Origin of the sequence: Anoxybacillus sp. EFIL (assembly GCF_013096955.1) — a bacterium.
GTDB lineage: Bacteria > Bacillota > Bacilli > Bacillales > Anoxybacillaceae > Anoxybacillus > Anoxybacillus ayderensis.
Map to the genome: position 1 here is coordinate 60,748 of NZ_SDLH01000009.1, position 18,537 is coordinate 79,284.

13 protein-coding genes and 1 pseudogene are annotated in these 18,537 nt (G+C 43.6%); all 14 read right to left on the reverse strand.

The window, feature by feature from the left end; all coding sequences use genetic code 11:
• Nucleotides 1-59: 59 nt before the first annotated feature.
• A complete protein-coding gene (locus tag ES017_RS12740) occupies nt 60-1,277 on the reverse strand; it encodes an RNA-guided endonuclease InsQ/TnpB family protein (protein WP_042534336.1) in 1,218 nt (405 codons plus the stop codon).
• Nucleotides 1,278-1,410: 133 nt separating this feature from the next.
• Nucleotides 1,411-1,908 (reverse strand): annotated as a pseudogene (locus ES017_RS12745) (L,D-transpeptidase); the annotation flags it as partial.
• Between the two features lie 50 nt (nt 1,909-1,958).
• On the reverse strand, nt 1,959-2,897 hold the full coding sequence (locus tag ES017_RS12750; protein ID WP_075038963.1) for an aromatic acid exporter family protein: 939 nt from the start codon (nt 2,895-2,897) through the stop codon (nt 1,959-1,961).
• A gap of 65 nt (nt 2,898-2,962) precedes the next feature.
• Nucleotides 2,963-4,063 carry a methylmalonyl Co-A mutase-associated GTPase MeaB gene (meaB, locus tag ES017_RS12755; RefSeq protein WP_021095270.1) on the reverse strand — a complete coding sequence of 367 codons (1,101 nt, stop codon included), beginning with the start codon at nt 4,061-4,063 and terminating at the stop codon, nt 2,963-2,965.
• Nucleotides 4,060-6,249, reverse strand: coding sequence for a methylmalonyl-CoA mutase (gene scpA, locus ES017_RS12760; protein ID WP_021095269.1), 2,190 nt, complete (start codon nt 6,247-6,249; stop codon nt 4,060-4,062). The genes meaB and scpA overlap by 4 nt, the downstream gene beginning before the upstream one ends.
• A complete protein-coding gene (locus ES017_RS12765) occupies nt 6,236-8,218 on the reverse strand; it encodes a methylmalonyl-CoA mutase family protein (protein WP_021095268.1) in 1,983 nt (660 codons plus the stop codon). The genes scpA and ES017_RS12765 overlap by 14 nt, the downstream gene beginning before the upstream one ends.
• 159 nt (nt 8,219-8,377) lie before the next feature.
• Nucleotides 8,378-9,688, reverse strand: a complete 1,311-nt coding sequence (locus tag ES017_RS12770) for a dihydrolipoamide acetyltransferase family protein (RefSeq protein ID WP_021095267.1) — start codon at nt 9,686-9,688, stop codon at nt 8,378-8,380.
• A gap of 12 nt (nt 9,689-9,700) precedes the next feature.
• A complete protein-coding gene (locus tag ES017_RS12775) occupies nt 9,701-10,684 on the reverse strand; it encodes an alpha-ketoacid dehydrogenase subunit beta (RefSeq protein WP_003394199.1) in 984 nt (327 codons plus the stop codon).
• A 2-nt stretch (nt 10,685-10,686) separates the two neighbouring features.
• A complete protein-coding gene (locus ES017_RS12780) occupies nt 10,687-11,685 on the reverse strand; it encodes a thiamine pyrophosphate-dependent dehydrogenase E1 component subunit alpha (protein ID WP_021095266.1) in 999 nt (332 codons plus the stop codon).
• A 14-nt stretch (nt 11,686-11,699) separates the two neighbouring features.
• Entirely contained in the window at nt 11,700-13,121 is a 1,422-nt protein-coding gene (gene lpdA / locus ES017_RS12785; protein WP_021095265.1) for a dihydrolipoyl dehydrogenase, read from the reverse strand.
• A gap of 12 nt (nt 13,122-13,133) precedes the next feature.
• Nucleotides 13,134-14,234 carry a butyrate kinase gene (buk, locus tag ES017_RS12790; RefSeq protein ID WP_021095264.1) on the reverse strand — a complete coding sequence of 367 codons (1,101 nt, stop codon included), beginning with the start codon at nt 14,232-14,234 and terminating at the stop codon, nt 13,134-13,136.
• A gap of 62 nt (nt 14,235-14,296) precedes the next feature.
• Entirely contained in the window at nt 14,297-15,400 is a 1,104-nt protein-coding gene (bcd, locus tag ES017_RS12795) for a branched-chain amino acid dehydrogenase (RefSeq protein ID WP_009373861.1), read from the reverse strand.
• Nucleotides 15,401-15,416: 16 nt separating this feature from the next.
• Nucleotides 15,417-16,319 (reverse strand): phosphate butyryltransferase, encoded by a 903-nt coding sequence (gene yqiS, locus ES017_RS12800; RefSeq protein ID WP_021095263.1) that lies wholly within the window; start codon nt 16,317-16,319, stop codon nt 15,417-15,419.
• A gap of 128 nt (nt 16,320-16,447) precedes the next feature.
• Nucleotides 16,448-18,514, reverse strand: coding sequence for a sigma 54-interacting transcriptional regulator (locus ES017_RS12805; RefSeq protein ID WP_021095262.1), 2,067 nt, complete (start codon nt 18,512-18,514; stop codon nt 16,448-16,450).
• Nucleotides 18,515-18,537: the final 23 nt, after the last annotated feature.

Sequence of the window (18,537 nt, forward strand, 5' to 3'; positions counted from 1 at the left end):
ATTAAAATCATAGAATAATGATAAAGATTTTAACAAAATTGTTTATCCGTCCACGTCGTTTAAGCGACATGTACTCGGATCGGGTGTAACCCCACACCCGCTATCCCATTGGCAAACGCCTTTGGGAATACTTTTCTCATGATGTTGTATGCCCCATTGACATCTGCGTGGATAAGCGTTCCGTTTTCAGATTGAAACAGTCCACGCTTGATTCGTTTTCCTTTGTATTGTTTTTGCTTTTTGATTTCTTCCATGTCTAAAAAACTGCATTTGGATGTATAGCTTTCTTCTGTCACGATGACGCGAATCCCATGCTGTTTTGCTTTGTACTGCAACTGATGAAGAAACGTTTGATACGGAATGTGAACGAATGCTTGATTTGTGCGCTTTCCGAGATGGACTTCACGCTTCCAATCTTTATTCATCCCCACCACAATCGTATCGCAGTCTAAAGACAGCGCATGTTTCATGACAAAGGCACTCGCTTGGTGCATAAAGTTTTCTACGATGCGGTTTCGTTTTTCTGTCATTTTGCTCATTCGTTTTGTCCAATCGAGTCCATTCATCTGTTTCGCTACTTTGCGGTAGTGGCTCATTTGTTTGTTGTAGTATTGATTGACGGATTTTAGACCTTTACCATTGATCACGATTGGTTGTTTGCCCACATTGTTTACAATGGTTGCGAAGTTATCTAAACCCAAATCAATACTGATGTATCTGTTGTAATCTTGTTTTTGCGGTGGAATAGGGATTTTGTAAACGACTTCGACGATGATATGGCGGTGTTTTGGAATGAATCGGACTTGTTGTAGATTTCCTTTCATGTTTGTTTTTAACCGAAACCCTTGAAAACAGGCAGGAAACGTGATGTGTTCATCGACGACTTTACATGATTGATTCGTTAGCACAAGTACATATCGTCCGTCTTTTTTGAGATATTTGGGCGGTTTCGGTCTGCCTGTATATTTGTCTTTGTTTTTTGTCCAATCTTTTATCGACTTAAAAAATGATTGCCAATTTTGATGCAACATTCTTAACGTTTGTTGGGCACATTGAGCCATTGGCATCGCTCGATAGTCTGCATCCATCCCTTCTGTTTTCAGCAGTTTGTCTAGCTTGTTGTAAGAAAGATACGTGCCGTGCTGAAAAAACGTTTGCCTCACTTGATAGTTGGCGAAGTTGTACAAGTTTTTTGACCGAAAACAATACTCATCGATCATCGGATAATACGGATGGTTTGGATAAATGATGTGCCTTTCCACTCGATTCGCCATCATGATCGTTGTTCACCTCGCTTTCTCTTTTACTATATATGTTCATCAGAGAGCCATGCAATAAGATGTAAAAATAATCACGAAAGAAGTGTGATCTCAAATATATTTTATCAAAATTTTTACGATTGAATGAAAAAACAGAACCATACTTTTTACCGAGCTGTTGGAACGATTCATTTGTTTTTACAATCGCTACTTTCGTTCCTAGTGGCACGTTCGGATATAACGCCTCGACATCGCGATTGTGCATGCGCACACATCCTTCTGTTATATAACGTCCAATCGATGACGGTCGATTCGTTCCATGAATCCCATACGTTCGTCCATCTGTCCCGCGCGCATCAAATCCGATCCATCTTGTACCGAGCGGATTGTTCGGGGCGCCGCCTGGAATATTTTTCTTTCGATAGTACGGATTGACCGCCTTCACCGTAACGGTAAATAATCCTTCTGGCGTGAGCGCATTCGTTTTTCCTGTAGCAACACGATATATACGTTCAATTTTTCCATGGCGAATAAAAGCAAGTTGATTCGTTTGTTTGTTAACAATAATCATCGGATCACCAACACGCGGATTGTCTCCAAGCGGCCAAAGCGGTGAAAGAAAAAGAAAGAAAGCAAAAAGAAGCGGCATCATCTCACCCTTTTTCAATTATTGTGCGTAAAAAAAGGGCAACCATACCGCTACAATTGACTTTTGATAATTAAATATTGTTCCATCTCTTTCACAAAATGCAAAAGAGCCGCACGTTGTTCAAACTCCTCGCGCGTTTTTGGTAACGGCATTTGTTGAAACTGTTTTTTCATCTCCTCAAGTTGCCGAATAAAACGATCCGCTGTATTTCCCGGGTGAATCGCATCGCTTAGTTCATCGATAAAATCAGCAATCATATTGCGTTGCTCGACCGTATATGTCATGGAACTAATAAGCGGCAACATCCGCTCAATAATTTCAAATTGCCGTTCGCGCATACGAAAATATCGGTAATAATAATCTTCATTGCGCAAAAAATGATTTTCAATATTTTGCAACGCAAGCGCCTTTGCTTGCTTTAACGTATCGCTCGCTAACGCAATTTCTTTTCCGTCCCATAAACTTTCATTCGTCCGTAAATAATGAACAATTTCTTTAAAAATGATGCGAAATAAGTCTTCTACGATGCGTTGATATTCTTTTAAATCTTTTTCCACGCTCGGCATGTACATATTGACGAGCAAAGCGATGCCGATGCCGATGATCATTAACATCACTTCATTATATACGAGATGCCACGTCATCGCTTTCGCCATATATACATGCAAAATAATGACCGCACTTGTCGCAATTCCTTCCGTCACTTTCAACGAAACGGTCGTCGGAATAAAAAATAACAGCAATAAACCGATCGAAATCGGATGATAACGAAGCCCTTCAAAAAAGAAAAACGAAAACAACAAACCAACTAAACCAGCAACAAACCGAGCGCGCGCTGTTTGCAATGATTTTTTTTTCGTCACTTGAACGCAAAGTAATGTAATAATGCCAGCAGAAGCAAAATTTTCAAGATGTAACGATTGGGCAATCGCAATCGCGCTCGCCGTTCCGATCGCCGTTTTCGTCGTTCGATAACCAATTTTTAGCATAGCTATCACACTCCGCCCCTATTATAACACATTCAAATGTAAAAGGTGCCCATCACGGACACCTTTTACATTTGTTCATATAAACGAATTAATTGCTCGGCAGCCATCGTGACAGGCTGTTTTCCTGCCATCACCTCTTGTTCAATAGCCGGCAACTGTTGTTGTACAACTGGATGATGAAAAAAGCGGTTGTGTAAATAATCTTTAATCATCGCATGCAGCCAATCTTTCATCTGTTCTCTTCTTCTTTCCTCAAACACACCCGATTGTTTTGTCGTTTGCACAAACTGTTCGATCACTTCCCAAATTTGTTCAATTCCTTCTCCGTAAAGAGAAGAACATGTATAGGCTTTCGTTTCCCAACCTTTCGTTGCATGGCGCAAGTAGTGTAAAATTTGATTATATTCTTCTTTCGCTACTTCTGCTTTCTTTTTATTGTCGCCATCTGCTTTATTAATGACGATCGCATCGACGAGTTCCATCATTCCTTTTTTCATTCCTTGCAATTCATCACCAGCGCCCGTTAAAGCGAGCAATAAGAAAAAATCAACCATACCGCGCACCGCCACTTCGCTTTGACCAACACCGACCGTTTCCACAAGAATTACATCATATCCAGCTGCTTCACAAAGCAACATCGTCTCGCGCGTTTTGCGATGCACGCCACCGAGCGTCCCGCCTGATGGGGAGGGACGAATAAACGCACGAGGATGGCGCGCTAAATGTTCCATGCGCGTTTTATCGCCAAGAATGCTTCCTCCTGTAATTGAACTGCTCGGATCGACAGCTAATACGGCAACACGATGTCCTTTCTCACATAAAAATTGTCCAAACGCTTCAATAAACGTACTTTTTCCTGCTCCCGGCACACCGGTGATACCAATGCGAATGGAGCGCCCGACATATGGAAGAAGTTCATGCAAAATGCGCTGAGCTTTTTCGGTATGTTTTGCTGCATTGCTTTCAATAAGCGTGATCGCTTGCGCTAAAATGGTGCGATCATGATTCAATACACCTGCAACATATTCCTCAACGGAACGTTCTTTTCGTTTGACCGATCGGTTTTCTTTCGCTAAATGGGCACGATCGTTTCCTTTCACATACGACGTTGCAAACATCTTGCCGTCATCAGCCCATTCAGGCCGAGATGTCCGTTCTTCGCTCATTCACTCACTTCCTCGTAACCGAGTCGCCGATAAATTTCATGCAATACTTTTTGTGCTGCTACCGGGATGATTGTACCTGGTCCAAAAATTGCAGCTGCACCATGTTCATATAAAAATTCGTAGTCTTGTGGTGGAATGACTCCACCAACGACAACGATAATATCTTCACGACCTAATTTTCGCAACTCTTCAACAAGTTGTGGCAACAACGTTTTATGCCCCGCAGCAAGCGAGCTCATGCCGACGACATGGACATCGTTTTCAACCGCTTGCCGAGCTGTTTCTTCTGGTGTTTGAAAGAGAGGACCGATATCGACATCAAACCCTAAATCAGCAAATGCCGTCGCAATCACTTTTGCTCCGCGGTCATGTCCATCTTGTCCCATTTTTGCGATTAAAATGCGTGGTCGTCTTCCTTCTAGCTCGTAAAATTCATCCGTCATTTTTTTGACGCGGGCAATTTCTTCTTCGTTTGTAAACTCGGAACTATATACGCCGCTAACGGAACGAATGACGGCTTTATGCCTGCCTGCTACTTTTTCAATCGCATCAGATATTTCTCCTAACGTCGCCCGAGCGCGCGCTGCCTCTACCGCCAATTCAAGCAAGTTTCCTTCACCTGTTTCTGCTGCTTTCGTAATCGCACGTAGCGTTTGTTGAACGCGTTCTTCATCACGAGAAGCGCGCAACTGTTTTAATTTTTCAATTTGCCGCTCTCTAACGGCCGTATTATCCACTTCTAAAATATCGATCGGTTGTTCTTTTTCTGGACGATATTTATTCACGCCGATAATCGTCTCCGCACCGGAGTCAATTTTTGCTTGCCTTCTTGCCGCAGCTTCTTCGATGCGCATTTTTGGCAAACCTGTTTCAATCGCTTTCGCCATTCCGCCGAGATTTTCGATTTCTTCAATATGAGCCCATGCACGCTTCATTAATTCGTTCGTTAACGTTTCCACATAATACGAACCTGCCCATGGGTCAATGACTTGGCAAATGCCTGTTTCTTCTTGTAAATAAAGCTGCGTGTTGCGTGCGATGCGAGCGGAAAAGTCCGTCGGTAATGCAATTGCCTCATCAAGCGCATTTGTATGAAGCGACTGCGTATGTCCCATCGCTGCGGCATGCGCTTCTAAACATGTGCGCACGACATTATTAAACGGATCTTGTTCAGTTAAGCTCCATCCCGATGTTTGCGAATGCGTGCGAAGGGCGAGCGATTTTTGGTTTTTCGGGTTAAATGTTTTCATCATTTTCGCCCAAATGATTCGCGCTGCCCGCATTTTTGCTACTTCCATAAAATAGTTCATCCCAATCGCCCAGAAAAACGATAGGCGCGGAGCAAATGAATCGATGTCAATGCCTGCTTTTAGTCCTGTGCGCACATACTCTAATCCATCCGCAAGCGTATAAGCGAGTTCAATATCTGCAGGTGCTCCTGCTTCTTGCATATGGTAACCTGAAATGCTTATGCTGTTGAATTTCGGCATATGTTTGGACGTATACGCAAAAATGTCTGCAATAATACGCATGGACATTTCTGGTGGATAAATGTACGTATTCCGCACCATATATTCCTTTAAAATGTCATTTTGAATCGTTCCAGATAGCTGTTCTTGTTTTACTCCTTGTTCTTCAGCCGTCACAATGTAAAACGCCATAATTGGCAATACGGCACCGTTCATCGTCATCGACACCGACATTTGGTCAAGCGGGATGCCTTCAAATAACGTTTTCATATCTAACACAGAATCAATGGCGACCCCTGCCTTGCCGACATCCCCGATAACGCGCGGATGGTCGGAGTCGTATCCTCGATGTGTTGCAAGATCAAAAGCGACAGACAGCCCTTTTTGACCCATCGCTAAGTTGCGACGATAAAATGCATTACTTTCTTCCGCTGTCGAAAAGCCAGCGTATTGACGAATCGTCCATGGGCGATTGACGTACATCGATGGATATGGTCCACGAACGTATGGCGGAATGCCCGGCATATAGTCAAGAAAATCGAGGTCTGCTATATCTTCTTTCGTATATAGCGGTTTGATCGCAATATGTTCGTTTGTTTGGAATACGAGTTCATCGAATGTTGCTCTTACTTTTTGTTCGATCGCTTTTTTCCACGTTTGTTCATCAACTGGCTTTCCATATTGTAACGATCGATTGGCAAAATTAATTTTCCCCATCCACGTTCACTCCCATATCTTTCATAAATGCGAAAATCGTATCGTAGCAGTTCGAACCGATATGAATGAATCCATTGACGCCCGCTTCTATAAACGTTGCTTCAATATGTGATGGTAGCTTTCCTGCGACATATATGCGAACATCGCTTTTTTCCGTTTTTACTTGACGCACAATATGCGGAACGGCATCTACATAATCATCATCTGTCCCGCAAATGATATAATGCGTTCCGTTTGCTTCAAGTATGCCGTTGACGGCTTCCTCTATCGTCATATAACCGTCATTTTTTACGACCGTAAATCCTCCCGCTTCAAAAAAGCCTGTCATAAAATCAGCGCGCGCTTTATGTTTTGGAATGGAACCGAGATTTACAAGATGCACAGTTGGACGCTGACCGCTTGTTTCTGCATGGCGTTCCGATGCTTTGCGAAGCTGTTCAAACGGCTCAGATAAACGCCATTGTCGAATCGGTGACACAATCACGGCTGAACTTTCCTTTTCATGTATAACATGTTGAGCGATCGCTCGACGTTTAACAAGCGAAAGCGCCTCTTCCATTGTTTTTATATCGATATACATATGATTGCTTCCGTAAGCAGTGTACGTATGTTTCGGTGCTGACGGCTCAGCGATGTTTGCATATACGTTCGTTCCGACGATCTTTTCTTTTCTTTCTTTCACATGTTGTTCACGTTGTTTTGCTACGTTTTCAATTTCCTTTTGCACAAATCCACATTGAAGCGCTTTTGTCATCCCGCCTTGCGCTTCGATTTGTTGAAATAATTTCCAAGCTTCTTCTGCTATTTGTGCTGTCAACGTTTCTACATAATACGATCCGCCAGCTGGGTCAATCACTTTTCCGATATGGGCTTCTTCTAACAAAATAAGTTGTGTGTTTCTAGCGATGCGCTCTGCAAATTCATCTTCTGTTGCAAACGGTTCGTTAAATGGTGAAACATGAAGGCTGTTTGCTCCACCGACGATCGCAGCAAACGCTTCTGTCGTTGCGCGAAGCATGTTGACGTACGGATCGTATACCGTTTTCGTAAAATACGACGTACGCGCATGAATGGATAGTTTTTGCGCTTGTTCGCTTCCTCCGAACGCTTGCACAATGTTTGACCAAATGAGCCGCGCAGCACGTAGCTTCGCAATTTCTATAAAGAAATGTGAGCCAACTGGGAAAGAAAAATCGATACGGTTGGATACGTCATCAATCGTTAATCCACGCCCGAGACATTCGTTTACATACTCTACGGCTGAGGCAAAAGTAAATGCAAGCTGTTGAATCGCATGCCCTCCCCCATTATGATACGGATCGGCATGAACGAGAATTGTTTTCACATGTGGCATATGTGTTTTCGCCCATTTCGTCACATCTGCCATGACATCGTATAAAGTAGAAAGCGACATAGGAAGCTTTCCTGTGATCGTCAATGAATGAAGTGGATCCATTCCGATCGTCCCGCGCATGCGACTAAGCGGCTGTTCACTTTCCTCAATATATGCGACAAAAAGCGGAAGAAACGGAAATGCACATGCCCCTGTATCGATGCGAAGCGAGTAATTTTCTAAAGAAATGTTTGAAAACATCGTTTTTATTTGTTCTATCGTTTCAATAACAAATTTTAGCTTCGGCAATACGACATGAATTTCTGTCTGTCCACGTTCAAGTTGATGTTTCATCAGCTCATTCCATCGTTCAGGTGTCGAAGCCTCGCACTGTTGACTGACTTCCCACCCTTTTTTTATATATCCTTCTACTTCTGTTCCGCGCACATATGAAGGAAAACCTGGATATTGTTCAATAGGCAACCCCTCTACATCAGCGCGTGTATAAATCGGTTTTAATTGAATTTGCTCATATGTTGTGGCGTATAATCGATCAAATGGCTTCCCTTTTAGCGATTTTTCCACTTCTTGTTTCCATTCGTCGTAGCTTGGAATCGGAAACGATATTTGTTTCATTGTGGCACCCCATCCCCCTTTTTTGTTAAAACGCTTTCTTTTCTTATTTTTGAAAATATTCGTTACATTTTTTATTGTAGTACATCGTCGAAAGGAAGAAAAGAGAAATCGTTGATATAAGAAGAAGAGGATAACTATTCGTTACCCTCCTCATCATCATTAGTAAATTGGTGTGTTTTCTTTTGTGACATGCTCTAAAATTTCTTTGACACGCGCTAAAAAGCGACCGCAAATTAAACCATCGAGCACGCGATGATCTAGCGATAAGCAAAGGTTAACCATATCGCGAACCGCAATCATACCGTCTTTGACAATCGGGCGTTTCACGATCGATTCAACTTGTAAAATCGCTGCTTGCGGGTAGTTAATGATTCCCATCGATTGCACCGAACCGAACGAACCTGTGTTATTGACTGTAAATGTGCCCCCTTGCATATCTTCCGGACGGAGCTTACCTGCGCGCACTTTTGCGGCTAATTCAGCAATTTCACGCGCAATTCCTTTAATTGATTTTTCATCAGCATGTTTAATGACTGGAACGAATAAGGCGTCATCTGTTGCTACGGCAATTGAAATGTTAATATCTTTCTTTTGAACAATTTTATCTCCTGCCCACATCGAGTTCATTTGTGGGAATTCTTTTAATGCTTGAGCCACCGCTTTTACAAAAAACGCAAAATACGTTAAGTTAAAGCCTTCGCGCTTTTTAAATTCGTCTTTAATCGAATCGCGATAAGCAACTAAGTTTGTTACATCGACTTCAACCATCGTCCATGCGTGCGGTGCTTCATGTTTGCTACGAAGCATATTTGTCGCAATCGCTTTTCGAACTGGTGTCACTGGAATTTCAATATCGCCTGGTTGAAGCGGTACGTTAGGCGCAGCGGCTTGTTTCGGTGCTGCCGCAACTGAAGCTTCCGCTTTTGGCGCTTCTTGTACCGACTGCACAGGCGCTTGAACCGGAGCGGTTGGCGTTTGACTTGGCGTTGGAATGTTGCCGGATTCGATCAATTTCAACAAGTCTTTGCGCGTAATGCGTCCGCCCATGCCTGTTCCTTGTACTTGTTCAAGGTCGATGTTGTGCTCTTGGGCAAGGCGAAGAACGGCTGGCGAATAGCGGCCTCTTTCTCCCGCCGGTTTTTTCGGCGCTGCTGCTTGTGCTGGCGCTGCCGGAGCTTCCGCTTTCGGTGCTTCTTCTTGTTTCGTTTCCGCCGTTTCTATGCCTTCTCCTTCGACTTCAATCGTACAAATGACGGCGCCAACTGGCAACGTTTCCCCTTCTTTTGCGATAATTTCTTTAATGACACCAGCAAATGAAGATGGAATTTCTGCATTCACTTTATCTGTCATCACTTCGGCAAGCGGATCATATTTGTTGACACGAGTCCCAACAGATACGAGCCATTGACTAATCGTCCCTTCCGTTACACTTTCCCCAAGCTGTGGCATCGTAATTTTCTCAATCGCCATCGTGACTCCTCCTTAAAACTGCGCCAATTCGCGCATCGCCTTTTCGACTTTATCTGGGTTGACCATAAAGAATTTTTCCATCGTTGGCGCATATGGCATAGCTGGAACGTCTGGACCAGCTAGTCGCATAATTGGTGCGTCTAAATCGAATAAGCAATGTTCTGCAATAATCGCCGCTACTTCGCTCATGACGCTTCCTTCTTTGTTGTCCTCTGTCACAAGCAATACTTTTCCTGTTTTGCTTGCTGCTTCAATAATCGCTTCTTTATCGAGCGGATAGACGGTACGCAAATCTAAAATGTGAGCGGAAATGCCTTCTTGCGCCAATTTTTCAGCAGCTTGCAGAGCAAAATGAACGCATAAGCCGTACGTAATAACTGTAATGTCTTCTCCTTCACGTTTGACATCTGCTTTACCGATCGGCAGCACATAGTCGTCTGTTGGAACTTCTCCTTTAATGAGACGATATGCTCTCTTATGCTCAAAGAACAACACTGGATCTTCATCACGAATCGCCGCTTTTAATAATCCTTTCACATCGTACGGTGTAGACGGCATAACGATTTTTAATCCCGGCTGATTTGCAAAAATCGCTTCAACAGATTGAGAATGATATAACGCTCCGTGAACACCGCCACCATATGGAGCACGAATAACAATCGGACAATTCCAATCGTTATTCGAACGATAACGAATGCGCGCCGCTTCCGAAATAATTTGGTTGACAGCAGGCATAATAAAATCCGCAAATTGAATTTCAGCAATTGGGCGTAATCCGTACATCGCTGCACCGATCCCGACACCAACAATCGCAGATTCCGCTAACGGCGTATCAATGACTCGCTCTTCCCCAAATTGATCATAAAGCCCTTGCGTCGCTTTAAATACGCCCCCTTTTTTTCCAACATCTTCTCCAAGTACGAATACGCGCGGGTCACGTTCCATTTCTTCGCGAATGGCCATCGTAACGGCATCGATATATGAAATGACAGGCATGTTTATTCCTCCTCTGCGTACACGTATTTCAACGCATGTTCTGGTTGTGCGTATGGTGCTTTTTCGGCGTAGTCTGTCGCTTCGTTCACTTGTTTCATCACGCGATCAACAATTTCTTTTTCCAGCTCATCCGTTAATACGCCTACTTCTTTTAAGTAGTTCGCAAATAAATAAATTGGATCTTTTGATTTTGCTTCTGCAATTTCTTCTGGCGTACGATATGCACGATCGTCATCGTCTGATGAATGCGCTGTTAAACGATAAGCAACCGTTTCAATTAATGTTGGTCCTTCACCACGGCGCGCACGATCTGCTGCTTCTTTTACGACGCGATATACTTCAAGCGGATCTGTACCGTCTACTGTATATCCTGGCATGCCATAGCCGATCGCACGGTCTGACACTTTTTCGCATGCTAATTGTTTTTCAATTGGAACAGAGATGGCATATTTATTGTTTTCGCACATAAAGATGACCGGCAGCTTATGAACGCCTGCAAAGTTTGCTCCTTCGTGGAAGTCACCTTGGTTCGAAGACCCTTCTCCAAATGTAACGAACGATACGAAATCTTTTTTCTCCATTTTTGCTGCTAACGCAATGCCAACCGCATGTGGCACTTGTGTTGTAACAGGGGAAGAACCTGTGACGATTCGGTTTTTCTTTTTCCCGAAATGCCCTGGCATTTGGCGACCGCCAGAGTTTGGATCTTCCGCTTTCGCAAATGCTGAAAGCATCAATTCTGTCGGTGTCATACCGAACGTTAATACAACACCCATGTCACGATAATACGGCAAGATGTAATCTTTCGTGCGATCTAAAGCGAATGCCGCCCCTACTTGCGCCGCTTCTTGTCCTTGGCAAGAGATAACGAACGGAATTTTACCTGCGCGGTTTAACAACCACATCCGCTCGTCAATTTTACGCGCTAACACCATCGTTTCATACATTTGTAAAACGGTTTCATCGCTTAAACCGAGTTGTTTATGACGATTTTCCGCCATCATTCATTCCTCCTTTAAAAATGAATCGCTTTTCCGTCAACAGCAAGCGCCGCTTCCATCATCGCTTCTGACAGCGTCGGATGCGGATGAATCGTGTGGGCAATTTCCCAAGGTGTTGCATTGAGCACACGCGCTAATCCAGCTTCAGAAATCATATCCGTTACATGTGGGCCAACCATATGCACACCGAGTACATCATCTGTTTTTGCATCGGCGACGATTTTTACAAATCCTTCAGCTTCCCCATACACAAGCGCTTTGCCGATCGCTTTAAACGGAAATTTGCCGACTTTCACGTCATATCCTTTTGTTTTCGCTTCTTCTTCTGTTAAACCAACGCTTGCCGCTTCAGGACGACTGTAAATACATTTTGGCACCATCGTATAATCGAGTGGATGAACAGTATTTCCAGCAAGATGTTCAATCGCGATGATTCCTTCATGTGAAGCGACATGGGCAAGTTGCAAACCGCCGATCACATCGCCAATCGCATAAATATGTTTTTCTTTCGTTTGATAATACTCGTTTGTTTGAATAAATCCTTTTTCAATAACAACATCGGTATTTTCCAATCCGATTCCTTCAACGTTCGCTTGACGTCCGACGGAAACGAGCATTTTTTCAGCTGTAAACGTTTCGTTTTGTCCATTGATCTCTGCTTCAATGCGTACACCGTTCTCAACAACGAGCGTGTCAGGCAATACTTTTGCCTTCGTAACGATGCGTACACCACGTTGTTTTAATATTTTTTCTATTTCTTTTGATACGTCGCGATCTTCCGTTGGTAAAATGCGATCAGCATATTCAACGACGGTGACATCTACGCCAAAATCGTTTAACATTGACGCCCATTCAATTCCAATGACTCCGCCACCGACGATGATAATGGAAGCTGGCAACGTTTCCATGCGCAACGCTTCATCGGACGTCATAACGAATTGTCCATCAATGGTTAACCCCGGTAACGTGCGCGGACGAGATCCTGTTGCAATCACGACATATTTTGGTACGAGCATTTCATTTTCCGTTCCATCATTCATCTCAACAGAAATCGTTCCAGGCATCGGTGAAAAGATGGAAGGTCCTAAAATGCGTCCTGTTCCTTCATATACATCGATTTTTCCTTTTTTCATTAACATGTGGATCCCTTTATGCAGTTGATCAATGATCGCCTGTTTGCGCGCTTGTACTTGAGCAAAATCTAAACGCACTTCCCTAGCAAACACGCCAAACGTTTCGCTTTGTTTCGTTTGAGCATACACTTCTGCGCTGCGCAATAACGCTTTGCTCGGGATACATCCTGCATGCAAACACGTTCCCCCAAGCTTTCCTTTTTCAACAACCGCTGTTTTTAAACCGAGTTGGGCCGCACGAATAGCGGCAACATATCCGCCCGTTCCACCGCCAAGTATCACGACATCGTACTCTTTAGCCATCGTTTCATCCCCTTAAACTGTTGTTTTGACCGCTTGTGGATATTGTTTCGCTTCTTCTTCTCCACGCAACACGCGAAGTGCCCCTTCAGCAAGTGCCTGCAATTCATTTTCCCCTGGTTGCACGATGACATCGGCAATCCATTGTACCCGATCAGCAATTTCTTTCACAAACTGTTTTCCGTATGCTAAACCACCCGTTAAAATGATGGCATCCACTTTCCCGGCTAACACTGCGCTTGCAGCTCCAATTTCTTTCGCTACTTGGTATGCCATCGCGCTATAAACGAGTTTCGCTTTTTCATCACCATTTTCAATCATTTTTTCAACTTTCACCGCATCATTCGTCCCTAAATACCCAACAAGACCTCCTCCTCCAACGAGCATGCGCATCACTTCTTCACGATAATACTCACCAGAGAAACAAAGGGAGACGAGATCGCCAGCTGGAACAGTCCCAGCACGTTCCGGGCTAAACGGACCTTCCCCATCTAATCCGTTATTGACATCAATGACGCGCCCACATTTATGCGCGCCAACAGTAATTCCACCGCCCATATGTGCGACGATGAAATTGACTTCTTCATACGCTTTCCCCATCTGTTTGGCGACGCGACGAGCAACCGCTTTTTGATTTAATGCATGGAAAATGCTGCGACGCTCGATTAACGAGAAACCGGAAATGCGAGCGATCGGGTCCAGTTCGTCTACAACGACTGGGTCGACAATAAATGCTGGGATATTTAATGCAGAAGCAATTTCGTGAGCTAAAATGCCCCCGAGATTTGACGCGTGCTGACCAGAGTATCCACGTCTTAAGTCTTGTAACATTATCTCGTTGACAGCATACGTACCGCCTTCGATCGGGCGAAGTAAGCCTCCGCGTCCGCATACCGCATCGAGCTTTGAAATATTTATCCCTTCATGATCAAGCGTTTCTAAAATCGTTTGTTTACGAAATTCATATTGGTCAATGATTTTTTTATACGCTCGTAACGCCTCTGTATCATGACGAATCGTTTTTTCAAAAATGGAGCGTTCATTATGAAAAACGCCAATTTTTGTTGACGTCGATCCCGGATTAATGACTAAGATGCGAAATGAATGTTCCTGCAATGTTTGCCCCTCCATTTTTTATCATCGACAAAGCGAGAACGAACGTCCTCGCTTTGTTATGTTTAACGTGTGCGACGACGGCTTAAAATGTGTTGACCGTTTTGTAAAAATTGGCTGCGTGATTGACGCATTTTTGCAATGCGCTCTTCAGCTAAACGGTCTGCTGCTTGGTATGTCGGAATGCCGTCACGCTTCGCAATTTCGATGACTTTTTCAATATTGTTATAAATTTGTTCAACTTTTTTCATCGCGCGTTCGCGGTTATATCCGTATAGCTCATCCGCTACGTTAATGACACCGCCCGCGTTAATCACATAGTCTGGCGCATAAACGATACCCATTTCATGAATGATATCGCCATGTCTTGCTTCGCGCAATTGGTTGTTCGCAGCGCCTGCAATGACTTTCGCTTTTAATTGAGGAATCGTTTGATCGTTAATCACACCGCCAAGGGCACACGGAGCGAAAATGTCGCAGTCTACGCTGTAAATATCGTTCGGGTCAACGGCTTGTGCGCCAAACTCTTCAACAACGCGTTGCACCGCTTCTTTATTAATGTCTGTAACGATAAGCTTCGCCCCTTCTTCATGAAGATGACGACATAAATTGTAAGCGACATTACCGACTCCTTGTACCGCGATCACTTTTCCTTCAAGTGAATCGCTACCGAAAGCCTCTTTCGCTGCTGCTTTCATGCCACGATAAACGCCGTACGCAGTAACCGGAGAAGGGTTTCCAGACGAACCGAATGCTGGTGAAATCCCTGTTACATAGTCTGTTTCCTCGTAAATAATATCCATATCAGCAACGGTTGTACCAACATCCTCCGCTGTAATGTAGCGACCGTTTAACCCTTGAATAAAGCGACCGAACGCACGGAACATCGCTTCGTTTTTATCTTTCCGCGGATCCCCAATGATGACCGCTTTTCCACCGCCAAGATTTAACCCAGCTGCTGCGTTTTTATACGTCATCCCACGCGCTAAACGAAGCGCATCTTCAATCGCTGCATCTTCTGATTCATACATCCACATGCGCGTGCCGCCTAATGCTGGTCCAAGTGTTGTATCATGAATAGCGATAATCGCTTTCAATCCTGATTCTTTATCTTGGCAAAATACTAATTGCTCATAGTCGTATTGCTCCATATATTTGAAAATCTCCATCTTTCGTTCCCCCTTGTTATTCGTTCGTTGCACAAATGGCTAATGCTAATGAATACAATTTACTTTCTGCTGAATCCGCGCGCGATGTTAATACAATTGGTGCTTTCGCGCCAGCAATGATCGCTCCGACTTGCGCGCGGGCAAAATAGACGAGCGATTTATATAGCACATTCCCTGTTTCAATGTTCGGTACAACTAAAATATCAGCATGTCCTGCCACCGAACTTTCAATGCCTTTATGTTGGGCAGATTCAACGGAAATGGCATTATCTAAAGCGAGCGGGCCATCGACGATGCAATCTTTTAGCTGTCCGCGTTGATTCATAAGCGACAACGCTGCTGCATCAATCGTAGCTGGCATCGCTGGATTCACAACTTCAACAGCGGCGAGCGGCGCAACTTTCGGTGTATGAATACCAATCGCTTTCGCCACTTGTACCGCATTCATAATGATTTCTGTTTTTTGTTGCAAATCAGGCGCAATGTTCATCGCGGCATCTGTAACGAGAATCGGCCGTCCATAATGTGGCACATCAAACAAAGCAACATGTGATAACACACGGCCTGTGCGAAGTCCATATTCTTTATTGAGCACTACTTTTAAAATCGTTGCTGTCGGTACGTTCCCTTTCATTAAGACGCTTGCTTCTTTTCCATGTACCGCTTTGACGGCCATGTGAGCTGATTCTTCTTTTGTCGAAGCATGAACGATGCGGATGGCATCGCGATTTTCGTCTTGAACATATTCGGGAACAAGACGCGATAAAACGGATTCATCGCCATATAAAATAAATCGCCCGAATCCTGCTTGTAACGCTTGTGCGACTGCTTTTAACACCTCTTCGTCTTCAGCTGCCGCAACAGCTATGGTTGCTTCAGGAAATTGGGTTGCTTTGGTGATTAACGATTGTAGCTTCATCTCATCTGCTCAACCCCTTTGTTTTTTCGTCACTTTTTATTCTTGCAAAAAGCATGCCAACTTTTTTGTTATTGAAAACGCTTTATTTTATTTATTTTTTCATTGCAACTTTTTGCATACTATGAATATTATTGCATGCTTTTTTTATCAAGTCCATACTTTTCAAGCTTGTAGTATAAATTTCGAATCGAAATGCCTAGTTGTTTGGCAGCTGCGGTTTTATTTCCTTGGCACGCTTGTAAAACGTTCTCAATGACTTTCGCTTCGTATTGCTCCACGAGCTCGTTTAGCGGTTTACGCCCATAAGACAATTCATGGGACGAAAGATGTTCTGGCTCTTTCGATTTGTGCAACAATGAAATATGCTTTCGTTCAATGATCACTTCATTATATTTCATAAAAATCATCGCGCGTCCTAGTACGTTTTCTAGTTCACGTACATTTCCCGGCCAATCGTACGACAGTAAATAAGCAAGGGCATCATCCGTAATTCCCTCCACATTGCGCCCGTAATCTTGATTTAGTTTTTGTATGAGCCGTTCACATAACGCAGGAATATCTTGCTTTCGTGCACGCAACGGAGGAATGTAAATCGGCATGCGATTGAGCCGATAATATAAGTCTTCACGAAATGTCCCGTCGGCAATCGCTTTTTCCAAGTGAACATTCGTCGCAGCAATGACGCGCACATTAATTGGAATTGGCTTCGTGCCACCGACGCGCACAATTTCTTTTTCTTGTAACACACGCAACAATTTCGCTTGCATATTGGCGGATAATTCGCCAATCTCATCTAAAAAAATGCTTCCGTTGTTCGCTTCCTCAAACAATCCTTTTTTCCCTCCGCGCCTTGCGCCTGAGAACGCTCCTTCCTCGTAGCCGAACAATTCACTTTCAAGCAACGATTCGGAAATGGCGGCACAGTTTACACGAACAAATTTATGATATTTTCGATCACTAGCATTATGAATGGCGTGGGCAAACAGTTCTTTCCCTGTTCCCGACTCCCCGCGAAGCAAAATCGTTGCAGGTGTTTTCGCCGCTAATTTTGCTTGTTCAATCGCTAACATCATCTCTTCTGATGTGCCGACAATATCATCAAATGAGTATTTTGCTTCTAATGTACGAATAATTTGGCGGGCGCGTTGTAACTCAGAAGTCAACTGTTCAATTTCTGATACATCATGAATGACACCGACGCTTCCTTTTAACGTGCCGTCGACGATAATTGGCGCAACATTAACAACGACATCGCGCTTTTTCGGACCGACTTTCATGCGCACTCCTCTGACCGGCCGCCGCGTTTTCAACACTTTCATATGCATGCTTTCTCCTTCAGAAATGTCCGCTGTCGCCGGTTTTCCGATCACTTCTTCTTCTGTTAACCCTGTTAATTTTGTATATGCAGGATTAATTAAAATGCCGTTACCGTATTCATCAACAACAGAAATCGCTTCTTCTGAAGAGTGAATAATCGCTTCTAACATCGTGCGAATTTCTTTTAAATTCGTTACTTCTTCTGCTAGATGGACAACTTCTGTAATGTCTTTAAATACAGCGAAAGCACCAAATAATTTTCCAGTTTCATCAATAAGCGGGATGCGTGTCGTAATCATTTTTTTTCCGTTTTCTAATATTAATTCTTGATTCAACTCAACTTCTCTCGTTTGTAATACACGCGGCAATCCGCTAGCTGGAATAACACGCAAAATATGCGTGCCAATGACTTCTTTTTTTCTTTTTCCAATCATTTTTTCTGCGCTCGGATTCATATGAGTGACAAAACCACGTTCGTCAATGACGATCATTCCGTCATGCGTAGAATGAAAAATTAAATCGTGTTTCGTTGTTGCTGTTTTTAACGTCGCAATGAGTTGCTCTTTTTCTTCCACAAGCTGCGCAATAATGTAAGCGATATCACCAGGAATAACGACCGTATGCCCCGGACTTTCTTTGCGCAACGCAGTAAACACTTCATCATCTCCTGTGACCTCAACGATAATGTCAAGATCATCTGTTAACACATCGCGCCAATGTTTGCTCGTTTGGATCCCCATTTCGCGCGCAGCTTTTATCCCAGGGGCATCTTCGTTTCGATCCACAATCGCCACGACATCCATCAATTTCGTTTCATGAAACATTTTTAATAATGCACTTCCACCTTTGCCTGCCCCAACAATTAATACTTTTTTCATTCCCATCACCTATTCGTTTGCAA